General features: G+C 39.2%; 19 protein-coding genes. 16 read left to right on the top strand and 3 right to left on the bottom strand.

Going from position 1 to position 20,290, the window contains the following annotated elements:
* The first annotated feature begins 52 nt into the window (after positions 1-52).
* The 12 genes from DOK79_RS13290 to DOK79_RS13235 all read left to right on the top strand — a co-directional run bounded on the left by DOK79_RS13290 (position 53) and on the right by DOK79_RS13235 (position 13,480).
* Positions 53-1,819 carry a glycoside hydrolase family 13 protein gene (locus DOK79_RS13290; protein ID WP_206854202.1) on the top strand — a complete coding sequence of 589 codons (1,767 nt, stop codon included), beginning with the start codon at positions 53-55 and terminating at the stop codon, positions 1,817-1,819.
* A gap of 99 nt (positions 1,820-1,918) precedes the next feature.
* Positions 1,919-3,178 (top strand): extracellular solute-binding protein, encoded by a 1,260-nt coding sequence (locus DOK79_RS13285; protein ID WP_206854199.1) that lies wholly within the window; start codon positions 1,919-1,921, stop codon positions 3,176-3,178.
* A gap of 149 nt (positions 3,179-3,327) precedes the next feature.
* Entirely contained in the window at positions 3,328-4,626 is a 1,299-nt protein-coding gene (locus tag DOK79_RS13280) for a carbohydrate ABC transporter permease (RefSeq protein ID WP_206854197.1), read from the top strand.
* 2 nt (positions 4,627-4,628) lie between these two features.
* Entirely contained in the window at positions 4,629-5,480 is an 852-nt protein-coding gene (locus tag DOK79_RS13275) for a sugar ABC transporter permease (protein WP_206854194.1), read from the top strand.
* Positions 5,481-5,492: 12 nt separating this feature from the next.
* A complete protein-coding gene (locus DOK79_RS13270; RefSeq protein WP_206854191.1) occupies positions 5,493-6,314 on the top strand; it encodes a maltodextrose utilization protein MalA in 822 nt (273 codons plus the stop codon).
* Between the two features lie 176 nt (positions 6,315-6,490).
* Positions 6,491-7,657 (top strand): class I SAM-dependent methyltransferase, encoded by a 1,167-nt coding sequence (locus DOK79_RS13265; RefSeq protein ID WP_206854186.1) that lies wholly within the window; start codon positions 6,491-6,493, stop codon positions 7,655-7,657.
* Positions 7,658-7,839: 182 nt separating this feature from the next.
* Positions 7,840-8,493, top strand: a complete 654-nt coding sequence (locus DOK79_RS13260) for a PepSY domain-containing protein (RefSeq protein ID WP_206854184.1) — start codon at positions 7,840-7,842, stop codon at positions 8,491-8,493.
* Positions 8,494-8,576: 83 nt separating this feature from the next.
* The gene (locus DOK79_RS13255; protein WP_206854181.1) at positions 8,577-9,518 is read left to right on the top strand and encodes a dihydroorotate oxidase; all 942 of its coding nucleotides are present in this window, start codon (positions 8,577-8,579) and stop codon (positions 9,516-9,518) included.
* A gap of 145 nt (positions 9,519-9,663) precedes the next feature.
* The gene (locus DOK79_RS13250) at positions 9,664-11,121 is read left to right on the top strand and encodes an amidase (protein ID WP_206854178.1); all 1,458 of its coding nucleotides are present in this window, start codon (positions 9,664-9,666) and stop codon (positions 11,119-11,121) included.
* A 177-nt stretch (positions 11,122-11,298) separates the two neighbouring features.
* Positions 11,299-11,988: a hypothetical protein gene (locus tag DOK79_RS13245; protein ID WP_206854176.1), complete on the top strand. Its 690-nt coding sequence runs from the start codon at positions 11,299-11,301 to the stop codon at positions 11,986-11,988.
* 7 nt (positions 11,989-11,995) lie between these two features.
* A complete protein-coding gene (locus tag DOK79_RS13240) occupies positions 11,996-12,958 on the top strand; it encodes a sce7725 family protein (protein WP_206854174.1) in 963 nt (320 codons plus the stop codon).
* Positions 12,959-12,973: 15 nt separating this feature from the next.
* A complete protein-coding gene (locus DOK79_RS13235; protein ID WP_206854172.1) occupies positions 12,974-13,480 on the top strand; it encodes a GNAT family N-acetyltransferase in 507 nt (168 codons plus the stop codon).
* A gap of 26 nt (positions 13,481-13,506) precedes the next feature.
* Here DOK79_RS13235 and DOK79_RS13230 read toward each other — a convergent pair whose 3' ends face one another.
* The 3 genes from DOK79_RS13230 to DOK79_RS13220 all read right to left on the bottom strand — a co-directional run bounded on the left by DOK79_RS13230 (position 13,507) and on the right by DOK79_RS13220 (position 17,202).
* Positions 13,507-14,067 (bottom strand): guanylate kinase, encoded by a 561-nt coding sequence (locus DOK79_RS13230; protein ID WP_206854170.1) that lies wholly within the window; start codon positions 14,065-14,067, stop codon positions 13,507-13,509.
* Positions 14,068-14,235: 168 nt separating this feature from the next.
* Positions 14,236-15,417: a nucleoside transporter C-terminal domain-containing protein gene (locus DOK79_RS13225; protein WP_206854169.1), complete on the bottom strand. Its 1,182-nt coding sequence runs from the start codon at positions 15,415-15,417 to the stop codon at positions 14,236-14,238.
* Positions 15,418-15,699: 282 nt separating this feature from the next.
* Complete coding sequence (locus tag DOK79_RS13220) at positions 15,700-17,202, bottom strand: DUF1846 domain-containing protein (RefSeq protein ID WP_206854167.1); 1,503 nt, start codon at positions 17,200-17,202, stop codon at positions 15,700-15,702.
* A gap of 159 nt (positions 17,203-17,361) precedes the next feature.
* On the opposite strand from DOK79_RS13220, the gene DOK79_RS13215 reads away from it, so the two are divergent.
* The 4 genes from DOK79_RS13215 to DOK79_RS13200 all read left to right on the top strand — a co-directional run bounded on the left by DOK79_RS13215 (position 17,362) and on the right by DOK79_RS13200 (position 20,272).
* Positions 17,362-17,553 (top strand): hypothetical protein, encoded by a 192-nt coding sequence (locus tag DOK79_RS13215; protein WP_010735437.1) that lies wholly within the window; start codon positions 17,362-17,364, stop codon positions 17,551-17,553.
* A gap of 193 nt (positions 17,554-17,746) precedes the next feature.
* A complete protein-coding gene (locus DOK79_RS13210) occupies positions 17,747-18,625 on the top strand; it encodes a viral A-type inclusion protein (RefSeq protein WP_206854165.1) in 879 nt (292 codons plus the stop codon).
* Positions 18,625-19,701, top strand: coding sequence for a hypothetical protein (locus tag DOK79_RS13205; protein ID WP_206854162.1), 1,077 nt, complete (start codon positions 18,625-18,627; stop codon positions 19,699-19,701). The genes DOK79_RS13210 and DOK79_RS13205 overlap by 1 nt, the downstream gene beginning before the upstream one ends.
* A 178-nt stretch (positions 19,702-19,879) precedes the next feature.
* A complete protein-coding gene (locus tag DOK79_RS13200) occupies positions 19,880-20,272 on the top strand; it encodes a DUF4430 domain-containing protein (protein WP_242543221.1) in 393 nt (130 codons plus the stop codon).
* Positions 20,273-20,290 lie beyond the last annotated feature (18 nt).

Raw genomic sequence — 20,290 nt, 5'->3', positions numbered from 1 at the left:
GATTTATCTTTTATAGTTATTTTTGTTAACTGAAAGACAAGGGAGGAGTAACATGAATACTGCATCAATTTATCATCGACCAGAAAGTGAATTTGCCTATTTATATAGCGACACGACTATGCGGATTCGCCTACGTACCAGTAAAGACGATGTCAAACAGGTCTATGTGATCAGCGGTGATCCGTATACGATTTTTTCAAAAAATTGGTATTTAGAAGAAGTTCCCATGAAAAAAGGGCTTAGTACACTTCTTCATGATTATTGGGAAATCGAGTTGACGAGTGATACTAGAAGATTACAATACGGATTCCATATCGTCGGAATCGATGGAATGGACTGTTTTTACGGAGATCAAGGGATATTTCCTTATCAAAAGGAAACATTGGCAAACGCAAACTACTATTTCCGTATGCCATATTTCCAACAAATCGATCTCTTCATGGTTCCTGAATGGGCAAAACAAACGATTTGGTACCAAATATTTCCTGAACGGTTTGCCAATGGCGATCCTGCAAATGATCCTAAAGATACGTTGCCTTGGGGAAGTAAAGATCCAGATCGCGAAGATTTCTTTGGTGGCGATCTTCAAGGGGTGATCGATCATCTCGACTATTTAGCCGACCTAGGAATCACAGGGATATACTTCTGTCCTGTTTTTGAAGCAACATCTAATCACAAATACGATACGATCGATTATTATGCGGTCGATCCACAGTTTGGCGATAAAGAACTTTTAAAAGAGTTGATCACAAAAGCACACGAAAAAGGAATCCGCATCATGTTGGATGCTGTTTTCAATCATATGGGCAGCCATTCACCACAATGGCAAGATGTGATCGAACATGGGGAAGAATCACGCTACAAAGACTGGTTCCATATCCATTCCTTCCCAGTAGATTCTTATGAACTGACTGATGTTCCTGATACAGCTGAAAACTTAGCGTATGATACTTTCGCTTTTACGCCATTTATGCCAAAACTCAATACAGCGAATCAAGAAGTCCAAGAGTACCTATTGGATATTGCTACGTATTGGGTCAAGGAATTTGATATCGATGGCTGGCGATTAGATGTTGCCAATGAAGTCGACCATCATTTTTGGAAAAAATTCAGAGAAGCAGTTACCTCAATCAAACCAGATATCTATATCTTAGGTGAGATCTGGCATTCTTCTCAAGCTTGGTTACAAGGAGATGAATTCCATGCGGTGATGAATTACGCCTTTATGGATTCCATCAAAGATTATTTTGTCCATAAAAAAATCACGCCAACGCAAATGGTCAGCGGCATGAACCATCAGCAAATGCTGTATCGCGACCAAGTCAATGAAGGAACATTCAACCTTTTGGATTCCCACGATACAGCAAGAATCTTGACCTTGTGTAAAGAGGACAAAGAGTTGATGAAATCCGTTTTAGCCTTTATGTTCTTACAAAAAGGGGCACCTTGTATCTACTACGGAACTGAAATTGGTATGACTGGTCATGATGATCCAGATTGCCGAAAATGTATGATTTGGGAAAAAGATCAACAAGATCTTGAACTAAAAGGATTCGTGAAAGAATTGATCTGTGTACGGAAACAGATTCAAGAAATATTGATTCAAGGAGACATGACTTGGCAATCAGTCGATGATAAAAATGAACAGCTTTATTTAACTCGTCATTTCAATCAGCAAACGATCCATGCTTACTTCAATCAAGGGACGGAAGCATACATGGTCGATTTGGAAAATGATGTGTTGTTCAGTCAAAATTGCGACATCTTAAAAGATGGCAAAGCAGAAATCCACCCGAATGGATTTTTGATCCTTTGTTAACTTGTTATCGGTAACATAGAGAAAGCGTTTGCAAATAGAACTTTTATCGACTTATAATCAAATTGTAAAGAGTAACAGAATAGAATCGGAGGAAAGAAAATGAGTAAACAGTTGCTTAAAAAATTAGGGTTAGGTGCTTTATCTTTAGGTTTTATCGGTGGACTTGCTGCATGTGGCAATGGCGGATCATCCACTAGCTCAAGCGAAGAAGATAGCAAAACATTGACGATCTCAGTTGATGCCGGTTATACAGACTATGTCAATGAGATCAAAACAAAGTTCGAAGAAGATAACGACGTAGAAATCAAATTAGTTGAAAAAGACATGTTTGAACAATTGGAATCGCTCGCGCTTGATGGCCCCGCTGGAAAAGCGCCAGATGTTATGATGGCTGCTTATGACCGTATCGGTGCATTAGGTCAACAAGGGCACTTGGCAGAAGTTCAATTGGGTAATGAAGCAGATTACGATGATACAGATAAAGCGCAAGTGACTTTTGAAGATAAAATCTACGGCGCACCGGCTGTTATTGAAACCTTGCTTTTATACTACAACAAAGATTTGGTTGATACAGCACCAACAACTTTCGAAGATTTGGAAGCGTTAGCAAAAGATGAACGCTTTAATTTTGAATCAGAAGAAGGTAAAAATACTGGTTTCTTAGCAAAATGGACTGATTTTTATTATTCATATGGCTTGATTTCAGGTTATGGCGGTTATGTCTTCGGTGAAGATGGAACAGACCCATCTGAAATCGGTTTGAACAATGCAGGGGCGGTTGAAGGAATCACTTATGCAACAGATTGGTTCCAAAACGTTTGGCCTAAAGGAATGCAAGATATCAAGAGTGCTGGCGACTTTGTCAACCAACAGTTCATGTCAAATAAGGCAGCAGCAATCATCGATGGTCCATGGCAAGCGCAAACATACCAAGAAAATGACATCAATTATGGCGTATCAAAAATTCCAACATTGAATAATGGTGAACCTTATCAACCATTTGGTGGGGGTAAAGGTTGGGTCGTAAGTAACTACTCTAAGAATAAAGAAGTTGCTCAAAAATGGTTAGACTATGTGACTAATACTGAAAACCAAGAGAAATTCTTTGAAATGGTCAACGAAGTACCAGCAAACCAAGCCGCGCGTGAAACAGCAAAAGGAACAAATGACGAGTTGACTACTGCAGTGATCGAACAATACGAAACAGCACAAGCAATGCCAAACATCCCAGAAATGGCAGAAGTTTGGACAGGTGCCGAAAACTTGATGTTCGATGCAGGTTCAGGTAGAAAAACACCGAAAGAATCTGCGGATGATGCGGTGAAAACGATCAGTGAAGCAATCGAGCAAAAATACTAATTAAATCATAACGATTATCAAAAAGGTTGGAGCTGTGAAGGAAATTGCTTCTCAGCTCCATGTTTTACCTTTGTTGAAAGAGGAAATTTTTACAAAAAGGGGCGCTTCAATACTTAGCACCTGTTTAAGTAACAAGAGGGGGGAACACCATGCAACAAGAAGATACAGCTGTCAACGTCAAAGGTACGATGCTCCGTTCCATCATTCCAGGACTAGGTCAATTTGCAAATGGGCAAACGTTCAAAGGGATCATCTTTTTAGCACTATTTATCGGATTTATCATCCAAATGGTTTTAGGCGGTTTTCAATCCTTAGTTGGGTTAGTGACATTAGGTAGCGTGCCAATGGAAGACCATTCATTATTTATTTTGATCCAAGGAACTTTGCAATTGATTTTGACTGCTTTGTTTTTACTTTTTTATTTCATTAATATTTTAGACGCAAAGCGTGTCGCAATTATGAGAAAAGAAGGGAAAAAGATCAATCGGACAATGAAGGAAGTCATACATAATGTAGGTGATGAAGGCTTTCCTTATCTCTTGACACTTCCAGCATATTTACTGATGATCTTCACGATCATCTTCCCAGTTTTAGTGACATTATTTACTGCATTTACAAACTACGATTTCAAACACATTCCACCAGCAAGCTTGATCGACTGGGTAGGTGCCGAAAACTTTTTCAGTATTTTCTTCTTGAGTTCTTATCGTAATACGTTTGTAGCGGTTTTCTCTTGGACAGTTATCTGGACGCTTTGTGCGACTACTCTACAAATCACGCTAGGCGTATTCACAGCAGTGATCGCCCATCAGAAATTCATCAAGTTCAAGCGTATTTTTGGTATCATTTTCCTTTTACCATGGGCAGTTCCAGCATTTATCACAATCATGAGTTTTTCGAATATTTTCAATGACAGTGTTGGAGCAATCAACACTCAAGTCATCCCATTCTTGAATAATCTCCCCTTTGTTGACATTGCTTCTGTTCCTTGGAAGACTGATCCGAATTGGACAAAAGTTGCGATCATCTTGATCCAAGGTTGGTTAGGTTTCCCATATATCTATGTAATGGTCACAGGGATCTTACAATCGATTTCGGAAGATCTGTACGAAGCAGCAAAAATCGATGGTGCGAATGCCTGGCAGCGTTTCTCAAGCATTACACTTCCAGCGATTTTTCTTGTCGCAGCACCAACGTTCATCACACAATATACAGGGAACTTCAACAATTTCTCCATGATTTATCTCTTCAATAATGGTGGACCAGGAAGTGTCGGTGGTGGCGCAGGCTCAACGGATATTTTGATTTCATGGATCTATAAATTGACCACAGGGACGTCTCCGCAATATTCGATGGCCTCAGCTATCACTTTGATCATTTCAATGATCGTGATTGCCGTTTCTCTGTTGGTATTCAAGAAAACTAATGCGTTCAAAATGGAGGACTAGTCATGAAAAAATTTAGTACAAGTGCTAAGTTCCAACGGAGACTTTCGCATTTTTTCACTTATGTATTTTTGATCCTATTATCGATCATTATCATCTATCCGTTATTGATCACGGCAAGTACTGCCTTCAAATCAGGAAATATCGCAGCCTTTAGTTTAGATCTAACCGGTGATTGGACGTTGGATAACTTTTCTCGATTATTCAACGAAACACTTTATGGTACTTGGTATAAGAACACCTTGATCATTTCTGTGTTGACAATGGTCATTCAAGTAACGGTCGTCACACTTGCCGGCTACACGTATAGTCGTTACCGTTTCATCGGACGAAAATCGAGCTTGATGTTCTTTCTAGTGATCCAAATGGTGCCAACAATGGCAGCATTGACCGCCTTTTACGTGATGGCCTTTCTACTAGGTGCCTTAGACCGTTACTGGTTCTTGACGATGATTTATATCGGTGGCGGGATCCCGATGAATACATGGTTAATGAAAGGGTACTTCGATACAGTACCAATCGATTTAGATGAATCAGCAAAACTAGATGGTGCTGGTCATTTTAGGATTTTCGGACAGATCGTCTTGCCATTAGTGAAGCCAATGATCGCCGTTCAAGCGCTTTGGGCATTCATGGGACCATTCGGTGACTTCATGTTGGCACGTTTCCTCCTTCGTACACCAGAAAACCAAACAGTTGCTGTTGGGTTACAAACGTTTATCTCTGATGTGACCAACCAACGTGTTTCACTGTTTGCGGCAGGAGCGATTTTGATTGCTGTTCCAATTTGTTTATTGTTCTTCTTTTTACAAAAAAACTTTGTGACCGGACTGACATCAGGCGGTACCAAAGGTTAGGAGTCGTTTGCTATGGATAAATTTCCACTCAATTACTTTTCAAGCTTAAGAAGTCCAAAACAGTTGTTTTTAGGCAGAAAACAGCTCACTTGGCCAAAATTTATCGTGATCTTCCTTTTTTTGATTTCTTTTATGGTCATGCCAGTCACTTTATTTTATGCGAATCAAGTCTCTGCGATCCCGATGGAACAATTTTTATCGGTGAATACATTGATCGACCAAAAAGGCGTTGACCGTCTGCGAGAGCTTCAACTGTCGAATGGGCAATTATCTGCCGAATCAGAGATCATCAGCGTGACCAATGATGTCATCATCGGCACAGCGTTGACTACTGAAGAAACGGTAGAAAGAGGAGCATCGATCAACTTTGAAGATACCCGTTGGACGATCCGTCAAGAAGAGGACGGGCGAATAAGAGAATATTCCATGTCGTATCCTTCCTCATTTGATTTCGCAAGAATCACGAGTCCGCAAGAGTTTGAACAGTTTTTAGAGAATGAATTTTATGCGAGCAATCGTCCGATGATCATTTTATCTTACAGCTTGACCCTAGGTATTCTATTGTTTATCATGACCGCCTTGATTTTGTTCGGCGCGGCCTTCTTCTTATGGCTAACAAGAAAAAGTAAATTTTCTTCTATTAGTACCTTCAAAGAGAGTGCAAATCTAATGTTGAATGTTTTAGGTGTGAGTTCAATCATTGCTGGCTTGGTCGGTTTCATTCATTTTGACTTTATATGGATGATGGGGATCCAGTCGACAGTAGCAGTTCTCTTGTTACTATGGATCTTTGCTAAAACAGGATTCAAAGATTCGAAAGCAATCCAAGTATGATCGAATAAAAAAAAGATGAATGTCAATGGCTTAAACAGAGATGTGGGGGCCGTTACATTCTTCTTTTTTGTTTCTGAAATTTTCAAAAAGCTTTTATTTATTACATGTAATCTGTTGATTCTTTGACAAAATAGGTATAACGTAATAGTGTACTTTTTGTTTTTAGGAGGATCATTATGTTAGAAAAAACAATCTATCATCAACTATTTTCACACTCTTTTTCACTTCCAGTAGAAGTCGTGTATTGGGATGGAACAACGAAACAGTATGGAGATACCGATAACCCTCCACAAATCAAAATCACTTTCAATGAAGAAATCCCAATCAAAGAGTTGACTAAAAATGCCTCACTTTCTTTAGGTGAAGCATATATGGATCAACGAATCGAAATCGAGGGCAGCATCCAAGCCTTGATCAACGATGCCTATCAACATGCGGATAGTTTCTTGCGGAGCAAAGATTATCTGAAATGGCTGCCTAAAAAAGAAAAACACACGAAGCAACAAAATAAAGCGGACATCCACGCCCACTATGATCTGGGCAATGATTTCTATCGGTTATGGCTTGATCCAACATTGACGTATTCGTGTGCTTATTTCAATACACCGGAAGATAGCCTTGAACAAGCGCAAATCAATAAGGTGCATCATATTTTAGATAAGTTATTCCTCAAAGAAGGGGAAACGCTGTTGGACATTGGTTGTGGTTGGGGAACATTGCTATTTACTGCTGCAAAAGAATACCATGTCAAAGCAACAGGCATTACATTAAGCGAAGAGCAATACAACTTTATTACCAATAAGATCAAAGAAGAGCACCTAGAAGACCAATGTCGTGTTTTTCTAATGGATTATCGTGACATGAAAGAGGAGACATTTGATCATATCACGAGTGTCGGGATGTTTGAACATGTCGGATCAGATAATCTGCCAGAATATTTCAAAGTAGTCAAAGATCTGTTAAAACCGAAAGGAACTGCCTTGATCCACGGAATCAGCCGACAACAAGGTGGCGCAACGAATGCTTGGATCAACAAATATATTTTCCCAGGAGGATATGTGCCTGGTGTGGCGGAATTGATCGAGGATATCACGGAAAATGATTTACAAGTGATCGATCTTGAAAGTTTACGTCGTGACTATCAGTGGACTTTACAACATTGGACGAAAAATTTCCATGACGTACAGCAACAAGTGACAGAAGAAATGGGCGAGCGTTTCTATCGCATGTGGGATCTTTACTTACAAGCATGTGCCGCATCATTTGAATCAAGTAACATCGATGTGATCCAATACTTGTTAGTTCATCCTGGAAACAATGAGATGCCAATGCATCGAAATTAACCAAGCAGTATGTTGTTTTTTTATATAAAAGTGAAGAACTTGTTTTTACGATGATAAGTAAAAACAGGTTCTTTTTTTGATAGAAAATCAGACTGGAGACTGATTTTCTAGGGTATTGGCTGACAGTATCTACTCTTTTAGGTATACTGATTAGTAGTTACCAAATAAAAAGGAGAATCGTTATGAAATCAAAAGTTATTTTTACAGGTTTATTTTCTTTACTATTTTTGGCAGGCTGCCAGCAGAACCAAACAACTACACCAACAAGTACGACTACCCAAACTTCAGAAACAACAGTTGTTTCTTCTACAAACAAGTCAGAAGACAGTTCAACAGCTAACTCAGTGACTAGCTCAAGTGAGGCTTCTTCTTCACAATCTACAAATCCAGAGATCAAAGTTTCTGTAGAACGAGCAATCGAGTTATTCCAAAATAAATACCCTGACGCAGCAGTTACTAGTTTAGAATTAGACAGTGATTGGGGCAGCTATTTCTACAAAATCGAAGGTGTCGATGACGAAAACGAATATTCAGTAAGGATCAATGCAAACGATGAACAACTTGATGCAGAAAATCCAGAAAGATTAGATCGTGACGAGCAAAATGGTCAGAAAAAATCTGAAGATGCTTTAGATGTAAGTAACCTGATCTCAATTGAAGAAGCCGGAAAAATCGCAGTTGAAAAAGTTGGCGGAGGCACAGCGACAGATTGGGACCTTGATAAAGAGCTAGGAACTACTTATTGGGATGTAAAAGTCAAAAACGGCAACCAAACGACAAATGTAAAAATCAATAGTCAAACAGGAGAAATTTTGTCTACTGAAATCGATGATTAAGCTTCATTTGAAAAAATTTTTATTGATTTTGTTCGCTTAAATGATACACTAGAAAAAACGCTTTATTAAAAGGAGAGAAAAACTTGAGCTTAACGACTACTTTCTTAAATCATTCTTTTGAAAATCCCTTAATGAACGCTTCTGGTGTCCATTGCATGACTACAACAGAGCTAGATGAACTTGCGCAATCAAGTGCAGGTGCTTTTATCACTAAAAGTTGTACGATCAATGAGCGAGCTGGCAATCCTGAACCACGCTATTATGATGTGCCACTTGGTAGTATCAACTCGATGGGCTTACCAAACTTAGGTTTTTCTTATTATTTAGATTATGCATTGGCTTATCAGAAAGAACACGGCGAAGAACAACCATTGTTTTTCTCGATTGCTGGTATGAGTGCAGAAGAAAATTTGGAGATGTTGAAGCTGATCGAAGAAAGTGATTATCAAGGAATCACTGAGTTGAATCTTTCATGCCCGAACGTTCCTGGAAAACCACAATTAGCGTATGATTTCGAGGCAACTGCCACTTTATTGAAAGAAGTCTTTCAGGTTTTCTCAAAACCATTGGGAATCAAACTACCTCCTTATTTTGATTTTGCACACTTTGATCAAATGGCGGAGATCTTGAACCAATATCCGATCGCTTATGTCAATTCGATCAACAGTGTTGGGAATGGTCTTTATATCGATACGGATACTGAGACAGCTGTTATCAAACCAAAAGATGGGTTTGGTGGATTAGGTGGCGAGTATATCAAACCGACAGCATTAGCAAATGTACGTGCGTTTTACACACGCTTAAAACCAGAAATCAAAATCATCGGTACCGGTGGTATTCGCAATGGACAAGATGCATTTGAACATTTGTTGTGTGGTGCAAGTATGCTACAGATCGGAACAGAACTTCACAAAGAAGGCGTTGCTATTTTCGACCGTATCACAAAAGAACTGGAAGCGATCATGGCTGACAAAGGCTATCGTTCAATCGATGAATTTCGTGGAAAATTACGTTCGATGTCGTAATCTCTCTTTAATCCATAGAACAAGACAAACACTTGGAGCAGTCATTTGCTTCAAGTGTTTTTTCTATCATAGGAATAAAATAAGCGTAAACATTGTTGCTTTTTCCAGCATATGAGAAAATAGCAACAAAAGAGGAGGAGACGACATGAAAGATGCGACGTATCTTGCGAATGGTTTAAAAACAAAGCAATTCAGCTCAGAAGAACTTTATCAAGAAACAAAGAAAAAAATCGAAAAACTCAATCCAGAGATCAATGCGTTCGTCACAGAGGAATCAAGCGAAGCCCAAACAAATAAGGCGCATGTGCAAGGAGACAATCATTCGTTACTCTCTGGCATACCTTTTCCATTGAAAATGCTAGGACAGGAAAAAAAAGGCTGGTTGGCAACTTCTGGTTCACGGATTTTTGAACAGCATCGAGCATCAAAAAACTCGAATTATGTCCAAGCAGTAGAAAAGGCCGGTTTAGTACCTTTTGGGCAAACCAATGCACCAGAGTTTGGCTTTAAAAATATCACTGATCCACAGTTATACGGTCCGGCACGGAATCCTTGGAATCTTGATTATTCTCCGGGAGGATCAAGTGGTGGGGCGGCGGCAGCGGTTGCCGCAGGAATCGTGCCAATGGCTGGGGCAAGTGACGGTGGCGGATCCATTCGTATCCCTGCCTCATTTACTGGCTTGATTGGCTTGAAGCCATCAAGAGGAACGATGCCTGTGGGGCCAAATGCTTGGCGTGGTTGGCAAGGAGCGGCAATCGATTTCGGACTTACTGTGTCGATGAGAGACACGAAAGCGTTGTTCCAAGCTTTAAAAGGAACAAACAGTGGTGCACCTTATCAAGTAGCACCCGCATTTTGGCAACAACACCCTGTGAAAAAACGGTTGAAAATCGCGGTCTGTGTTGATTCTCCAATCGGCACGAAGGTGAGTGAAGAAGCGCAGCATGCTGTTCGAAAAGCAATGATGTTTCTTGAACAAGCAGGACATGAGATCGTTGAAATGCCTTATCCTTTAGATGGGCGCACATTGATCAATTCGTATTACCAAATGAATGGTGCTGAAACAGCCGCAATGATCGAATCGATTGAAAAAGGCTTGCAACGAGGAGTTGAAACTAACGAGCTTGAACCGATCTCATGGACACTATGGCAGTATGGCAAGAAACTTTCCGCGGCAGACTATGTCCATTCATTACACGTATGGGATCATGCAGCTGTTACCATGGAGACTTTATTCGAAACCTTTGATTTGTTCCTTTCACCAACTACCGCGGATACTGCACCGAAAGTCGACGCTGATTTACAAAGTGACTTGATACGTCAACAGATGGCTGAGATGCCACATCTATCCGCAGACGCAGGGTTAGCAGTCGTTTCTGAGATGTTCGAGGAGAGCTTGACGATCACACCTTATACGCAGTTAGCAAATCTGACAGGGCAACCAGCAATCAGTTTACCGACGCATCTCAGTGCAAAAGGGTTACCGCTTGGCATTCAGTTTATGGCTGCCAGAGGAAGAGAAGATCTACTGTTCCAGGTTGGTGAATTATTTGAACAAAACGGCTTATTTCATCTGCCAGTTGGAATAGAGAATGAATAAGGGATTACTTAGAAGAAAAAACGAAAAATGTGACATTTGATCTGCATTTTTCGTTTTTTCTATGTGGTTATCGGATTGGGAAATAGTAAGGATGAGTAAAAAATAAAAATGACAGTTGGATTTTTCCGCTTTTTCAGGTAAAATGAAAAGGCGAAAGTATGTTCGGAGGTGGAGCTGATGAAAACTCCTTTAACGATCGAGCTTGAATCATCGTTGTATCATTATTGTATCGAACAAGGAGGAATCGTTGTCGAGGAAGTAACGATGCCTGATGATCATGGAATCGTTGACACATTAAGTTGTCTGACAAAATTTGATGGAACAAGAGAATGGCGCTGTTACGAGCTAAAAGTCACAAAAGCAGACTTTCGGTCAACCGCTAAACTATCTTTTGTCGGTCATTATAATTATTTTGTTTTACCTAGAAAATTATATGAAGAAGTCCAAGGCGAGATCCCACCAGAGATCGGTGTATTAGTTTATCGTTCTTATGCAGTAGAAGAGGAGATGCCGGTTCCTGGAACCTTTGTCATTGCCAAAAAAGCGATGCGTCGAGAACTAGGAGTAGCTGAAGACGCATTGACCAATCGCTTTATGGCCTCTTTATTCAGGGAAGTCAGAAAAGCAAAACAGATGGAGCGTGGGGTAAAATACTTCCCATCAGAACAGTTATACAAAGAACTGAAAAAACGTTCTGAAACGCAAGATCCATTCTCAAAAGAGCGCTACTATGAACGCTTTATCGAAGAAATCGAAAACCAAGCAATCAATGACTTACAAGAAGAAAATCGTGCCTTGCAACAAGAACAGGAATGGTTGCGCCAACAACGCCATATTCGACGCCTGCCAACTGAACCATTGGAGTGAACAATCTATGTATTATCCTTATTTACGTGGCAAACAATTCGATTTACTAGCTTTGAAGGAAAGCTTGAATCGAGGTCTATTGTCCTCTCAAGTCCAACCAATCATTGAGCCAGTACGTGATTCCGCGACATTAAAAAATATCATCGAATTGTTTCAAAAAAAGAATCATCCATTGATCGTGATCAAAAATCCTCAAGTGGGGCAGTTCAAATTATTTGAACAACACATCCACACGTGGGCAGTCAGTGAAAATAGCTCGTTAGCACAGGCAGAGATCATTACACCAAGTAATTATGAACAAGTGATCGAAACACCACCGCCGTTTATTATTTTTGATGGCCAACATCAGCCAAGAGAGGTGGCTATTTGGCAAGATTTAATCGCGACAAACGCAACTTTTTTCATTCCTGATTCCAGTCGCTTGCGTATGCAGTTGCCTGAAAATAAGATCATTGTCCGCGACCAATTCCAAACGAGACGTCATGTAGAATCTTATGCAGAAAAAAATGATGATTTCTTCAGTGACGATCATCTTTTCTATCAAATCGATGGTTACAACGGTTTTTCTGATTTTACGATTGAAGGAAGCCGCTATTTTGATAAAGGTTTTCCAAGTCGAGCGCTTGCCTTGCACCTTACATATGTGGATGCTTATGGAAATCTTCGAATCAAACACTTTGTTTCAGATAGCAATGATTCTGCGAAAGATCAGGCGTTGAAATTTATAGAAGCAGCAAATAAAATGTATGGTTGGTTGATGAAGAACCATCAACAAATTTTTATTACCGAAGGATTACTTGAATTAGTCAGTCTTTATCGACAACAAAAATTTCCTGGCTTAGGTGTCTTGAAAAAGTGGACTCTGATGCATCACCTCGAATTAGTCAGTCAGTTATTGGAACATCCGACAGACTGGCTGCGTAGTGGTTCAAGGGTAGATAAGTTATATGAACTGATCACGACTCAATAAAAAAGGAGCGAATATATGTACCTTAGAAAAACAACACCGAATGACTTACCTAGAGTCATGGAAATCATTGATCAAGCAGCAGCATATCTTGCTGAACAAAGGTTGCCTCAGTGGCAAGGGGAGCAAAAACCATCAGAAAAACAAATAAACAAGGATATCAAACGACAAGAAAGCTATGTCTTGATTGATGAAGGAGTCATCGTTGGGACTGCCTCGCTTGTTGCCGGCATTGATCCAGTATATACTGCAATCGACGGAAAGTGGGAAGGCGAAGGTGAGTATCTCTCGATTCATCGAGTCGCACTTGATCAAAAAATCAGAGGGAAAAAGATAGGGAAACAGTTATTAGAACATTTGTTGACGGTCGCCGCCTATCAAGGAGTTACCGACGTTCGAATCGATACCTTTCCGACGAACCAACCAATGGAACGAACGATCTATTCCGCCGGATTCAGTTATTGTGGAATGATCGAGTTTCCATTTACACATGGCGAACGAAAAGCGTATCAAAAACGTTTATGAATAGTTAAAAAAAGCAAATCACCTGTTTAGCGATGTTCCGCTTCTCGGATGGCTTGCTTTAAATTTTTTGCCTCGATCAACAAACTTTGATCATTTTCAAAAATAATCAATGTAGGGACGTTTTTCAATTTTTCCAGTTCTCTTTGGTCTTTTTCAAAAAGAGTTAAGCGTTGTTGGATTTTATCTGGTGCATCCCCACGTAAATGAAGGCGTTCGCTTAACACCTTTTTTGACACCGTGATAAATATCGGCTGGATACAGTCACCGAATGTTTCATACAAGTGCCAAAAGCCTGAAGCGGTAAGAATCGTGTAACAATCACCGCGTGCAAGAAATGATAAGATCTCTTGTTTGCTCGAACCGTAATAATGATTGGCGTACTCATCCCATTCGGCAAATTCTTGACGTTTGATCATCTGTTCAAATGTTTCTTTAGAAACAAAATGATAGTCGATTTGATCTTGTTCATTTATACGAGGTGGGCGAGTCGTATAAGTAATGATTTTTTGTTGATGAGAAAATACGGCTTGTGCCAAACTCGTCTTACCGGAACCAGAAGGCCCGATAAATACATAACATCTGTTCATACGTCATTTTCCTTTCTAAAAGTTCAAACGAATGGCTAATAATAGAATGAATATATACCGAAAAGTTGAAACCTGATCATTTAAATAAAAAAACTTAACTAATCCAAACAGAAGATCTGTCCCAATCAGCTAAGTTCAGTATACTTGAAGCTTTATTTAATTGAAAGTTTATACGAGAATACCTGTAACGATCGCACTTAAAAAGCTAACCAATGAGGCAGTGAACAAGATTTTCAACCCATGTTTTGCCACTAAGTTTCCTTTTTCTTCATTCAACCCTTTCATTGCTCCTGAAATAATCCCAATTGAAGAGAAGTTAGCAAATGAAACTAAAAAGACAGATAGAATAGCAGTTGTTCGTTCAGTAAACTCGAATGTACCGGTTGATAATTCGGTCATCGCCACAAATTCATTGGTCACTAATTTAGTTGCCATGATACTACCGGCATCAACTGCTTCATTCCAAGGAATCCCACTGATAAAGGCAAAAGGTGCAAAAATATAACCTAAGATTTGTTGGAATGTGATCCCAAAAATACCATTGAACAACGCGTTGATCATCGCAATCAATGCAACGAAACCGATCAACATCGCTGCGACAGTGATCGCCACATGGAAACCGTCTAAAATATATTCGCCTAGCATTTGGAAAAATGTTTGCTCTTTGTCTTCTTCAATCACTAGTTCATCTTCTGTTTCATCCAACTCATAAGGATTCACGATCGATGCAAGGATATACCCACCGAAAAGATTCAATACTAACGCAGTGATGACATATTTTGAATCGATCAGTGCCATATAAGAACCAACGATCGACATCGAAACCGTCGACATGGCAGAAACACTCATTGAGAATAACCGTTTTTCTGTTAAGAAAGGTAATTCTTTTTTGATCGAGATGAAAACTTCAGATTGCCCAAGGATAGCTGAAGCAACACCATTATAGGATTCTAATTTTCCCATGCCATTGATTTTACTCAAGCCTAATCCAACAGCTTTCATAAATAGCGGGAGGATTTTGATATAACGTAAAATCCCAATAATTGCAGAAATAAAGACGATCGGCATCAACACATTCAAGAAGAAGGGGAAGCTACCAGCGTTTGCTACGCCACCGAATACAAAATCAACGCCCTCTCCAGCAAATGCCAATAAATGGTCAAATAGTTTTGCCAACATTGAGACAACTGCTGTACCAAAAGTCGTTCGCAATAAAACAAAACCAAACACAAATTGTAAAACTAGCATGATGACTAACGGTTTGCGTTTAATGGCTTTTCGATCACTACTAACCAAAATCGCCAATCCAAAAATAAAAAGTAAACCAATAATTCCAATAAACTGACTCACAAAAAATCACTCCTTACCAAATTCCGTTTAATTCTACATGTTATTTTTATAGAATACGAATCTTTTGAGCGAAATTTCATGAGATTTTTAGACTAAAGCGTATACATAAATAACGAATATAATATAACGTGAGAAAACAGGGGAATAGTGTGAAATAGCAATTAATTAAAAGAATCAACTGACTGGTTTTTATCTAGTAAAAAGCTTCTTGTTACAGAATAAAGCAACTAAAAAGCGAGTCTAAATCATTATAGTGATTTTCAACCCGCTTTTTTGAAGTTTTTATTGATAATACAAGTTTTCTGAAGGGTAAACTGGTGCACTCGTGATGTCGATACCTAATTGTTTAAGATTTTGTTCATCGTTCTTATTGATCATCACGGTTGAATGTGCTTGAGCGCCTTCAAGTTCTGCTAGTTTTTCATAAGCAACTTGGGCGATTGGATTGGTGACTGCACTGATCGATAAAGCAATCAATACTTCATTGAGATTCAGCGTATCGATAGAAGAATGTAATGCTTTACTCTTTAATCCTTGGATCGTTTCTAAAACGAGGGGTGACAACAATGGGATCTCGTCTGAGATATGCGCTAAATATTTGATAGCGTTCAATACAACCGCAGCAGAAGCATCCATCAATTGGCTAGTTCGACCAGTTAAGATCACTTGGTCTGGGAGTTCGATAGCAATAACAGCCATCGGTTCTGTACTAGCAGCTTGACTCGTTTTAGCATATTCATGGGCAGGAGTTACGACTTTGCGATCTTCTGGACGCAAACCGACTTCTTCCATGATCAATTTGATGCGATTCACTGCATCTTCATCCGTCAATCCTTTTTTAAAGTCACAAGCTGTTTGGAAATAGCGTCTGATGATTTCTTGTTTTGACGCTTCTTGAATGACTTCATCATCAATAATGCCAAAACCTACACGGTTGACACCCATGTCGGTAGGCGATTGATAGACTGATTCTTTGCCAGTGATTTTTTCGATGATCCGCTTTATGACTGGGAAAGTCTCCACGTCACGATTATAGTTGACCGCTACTTTGTTGTAGGCATCAAAATGAAAAGAATCGATCATATTGACGTCTTTTAAATCGACGGTTGCTGCTTCATAGGCAATATTCAATGGATGTTTCAATGGGACATTCCATACTGGGAAAGTCTCAAATTTAGAATAACCCGCCGCATTGCCTTTTTGGCTTTCGTGATACAGTTGATTCAAGCAAGTGGCTAATTTCCCACTACCTGGTCCAGGCGCTGTCACAACGACGATCGGTTTTGTTGTTTCAATGTATTCGTTCTTCCCAAAACCATCTTCTGACACGATTTTTTCGACATTGATCGGATAATCCTCGATCTCAGCGTGTTTATATACTTTGATATTACGGCGTTCCAACTTATTGATGAAGACTTTTGTTGCTGGCTGTCCGTTGTAACGAGTGATCACCACGCTATTGATCGATAGACCATATCCACGTAATTCGTCGATCAAACGCAAGATATCCATATCATAAGTAATGCCATAATCGCCACGAATCTTATTCCGTTCAATATCACCTGCGTACACACAAATCAAAATCTCAGCTTGATCACGTAATTTTTGCAACAATTTGATTTTTGCATCTTCTTCAAATCCGGGCAAGACACGTTTTGCATGCTTGTCATCGACTAATTTTCCACCGAATTCCAGATACAACTTATCATAATGATGGACACGTTCAAGGATATACGCAGATTGCTCTTCAATATACTTCTCTGAGTCAAAACCAATTTTTTTCACTTGTTTCCCTCCTTAGCTACTCTCGCATTTTTTCATTTTTTAGAGGTTTCGTCAACTATCAATTGAGTATGTAAAGAAATTTCAAAGAAAAAACAGAAGAATCATGCTTGTCTAAGAAGTCATTCATTGGTATGATAGGTTTGATAAGGAAGGTGTCCCATGAAAAAAAGACAAAAAAAGAAAAACGCGTACAAACAGTATATACGCTCGATTTTTACAGGCTATGAGCATATGCTAGAAGATAGCGAACTGAATGAATTGAAGTTTTCTTATTTAAACGAAGAAACATTGCTCACAAGAGATGAGAACCAACGCATCCATTTCACTACTAGAGATTTACCCAAAAAATAATGCTAAGAGCGGGGAATCGACGTCCCGCTCTTTTATATTTTTTGAATCTCCAGTTCAACCCGTAAAAAGTAATTTTTATTGTAAGTCAGCGCATACTTAGTAACACTTTTTACTTAGAAAATGATACTATTGAATTACATAGAATAATTGATGAAAATTGATGCGTTCAAAAGCATGAGGAGGCAAGTAAGCTATGATAGACCCAGAGATGAATGAACACCATGATGAAAATGAATATGAGGAAGCATCTTCGTTTTACGATATCAAAGAAAAAGCGAGTATGAATCTTTCTCAATTATTAGAAGATCTGCAAGCTTTTGAACAAGCAGTCCGCGAAGAAAACATTCCCGCGATCTATCAGTTATACAATGGACGTTTGAATGATGAGCTTAAAAAGAGCTCGAATGAAAATCATGAGATCGATCAGCTGTTGATGCGCAAGATCCATGACCGTTTCTTGCAAGAGTTTCCTTTTATGGTGCACACAGAGACTATTTCACCAACGATGAGTTATTACCAGATCGGGACGTATTATCATGAACGTCCAACAATCGGGATTGACGCTAGTTTACCTGAGATCTTTGTGTTGCCACAAATCGATGAGGAATGGGAAAAATATGCAACGAAAGAAACGCTTGATTACGATAAACAAATCAATGAGTTAGAGGCAAAAGTAATCACTGCGAAAACTGAGATCGATCGTTTGGATGATGCTATCAAAGAAATCGACCGTCAGATCACAGATTTAGATGATACAAAGGGCTTTTTGAATCGTAAAAAAATAGACGAAGAGATCCAGGCTTTGGAACAAAAAAAACAAGCCTTAGAAAATGAAAAATTAGGATGGCTTCCGTATATCGAAGAGCCAGAAAAAATCCAAGAACAAAAGCAATCATTATTACATGAAGAAAAAGCGGACCAATTACGTGCCGCAATCGTTGAAAAAGAACAACGACAAATAAAAAAATACTTTGGTGAAATGGAAGGTTTCAGACAGTCGATCCATCGTTTCTTGATGTCGTACCTTGGCAGTGAAAACCCTGAATTAGTCGAAGAGGGAGGGGACGAGTGATGACAAAACAAGAAGAATTAGAAAACCAAGTGCTAACACCTGAAGAGCATGGAACAAGCGAACCATTAGCAGAAATCCAAGTCAATGAAGAAGAAATAGACAATGAGGTAATGGAAACACGCGAAGAAGCAAAAATCCATGAAAAAGAAAAAATCGTCCCGAACGCAACGAACCAATCGGGCAATGATCGCTCAACGGTCGAACATGCAGTCAATGAAAACCAAGCATATCTTTCGGGTAAGCAAAATGATCATGAAGACATCGTTAATTTGATTGCAGCAGCAGAAGAAGAGCTGGCTGATCTACGTCTACGTAAATACTTGATCGAAGCGGACTTTAATGAATTATTAGTCGCTTATCATCGCTACGTCTTAGAAGATACACCGCTCTCTACGATTGCTAAGACGAGTTTGATCGAATACTTTGCTTACGAATTATTAAAACCATTGAATGATACTGGCTTGGAGTTATCCAAACAAGCATACGATGTCTGGGAAACTAGATATTTTTCGATCAATTATAGTTTGACTCCGCAAAAAGAGTTGATGTTCTCCTTTGTGTTACCTACGATTGATCAACGGTACCAGGTAGAATCCATCAATTTGATGCGAGTTTCCCCAGAACACATGACGATCGAGATCGATGATGACCGAGTATTGGCATTGATCCGTCATTGGTCGGTCGAGCGCGTGTTTTCAGCGAGCCAGATCACGATCTTCAACCACAAGCTGAACCAATTGTTTGCCTATGCGCGCAAACTCGGCTTTACAGTAGATCAAACACTATTAGACAATACAAAACCACTACGATTAGATATTGCCAGCAAGTTCCCAGCTACGCAAGAAGTGTTAGACGATATTTTTATCGTTGCTATGAAAAATCCGCAATATGATATGGAAAAATTAGATAGCACGACTTATAAAGTGTTACTTGATAAAGGACAGTCACTCCAAATTTCACTTAACGATCAAACACAGACAGACTTAGCGATTTCTTCCGGTGACTATCATCGTTCAGTGATCGATTTCTTCATCAATTACGAGTTTTTAGTTCCCTTGATGGTACGCAAAACTTGATAGTATTTTTTACACTTGTTGATCAATGAAAGAGGTTGTGACGGAAGTAGTCAGCCGAAATAAGCCGGAACAGCCAAAATTGTTTTTAACAGTTGCGGCTGTTCCGGCTTGTCTATTTTTATTTGGAGAGCTTCATCGATTATGGATGACAAACTTTTCTATGAAAAGGGGGGACAAAATGAAAAAGATAGGAACTAGTCTTATTATTTTTGCGACGATGCTATTATTCATTAGTGGTTGTGCGGATCAAACATCCAAACCAACAGATCAACAAACTTCATCACTCGTTAGAGACGAACAAGCAACGATCACTTTACAAGAAGATGGGGAAGATAAACTGATAAAAAAAGTCATTTTCAAAACTGGACAAAACTTATTAGCAGTACTTGAAGAAAACTTTACAGTGGAAGAAGATATGGGCTTTATCACTTCGATCAATGGCCATCAACAAAATGAGAAAGAAAAAAAATATTGGATGTTCTCTGTAGATGGTAAAAATACTAGGGTAGGTGCCAAAGAAACCATTCTGAAAGATGAGCAAACCGTTATCTTCAATCTAGATACTCTTTGATATTTTTTAAGTGAAGGG

This window comes from Enterococcus sp. DIV1094 (genome assembly GCF_017316305.2).
GTDB classification, from domain to species: Bacteria; Bacillota; Bacilli; order Lactobacillales; family Enterococcaceae; genus Enterococcus_B; species Enterococcus_B mangumiae.
Note: the sequence above shows the minus strand (reverse complement) of the source record. Positions and strands in the feature narration are given on the sequence as shown.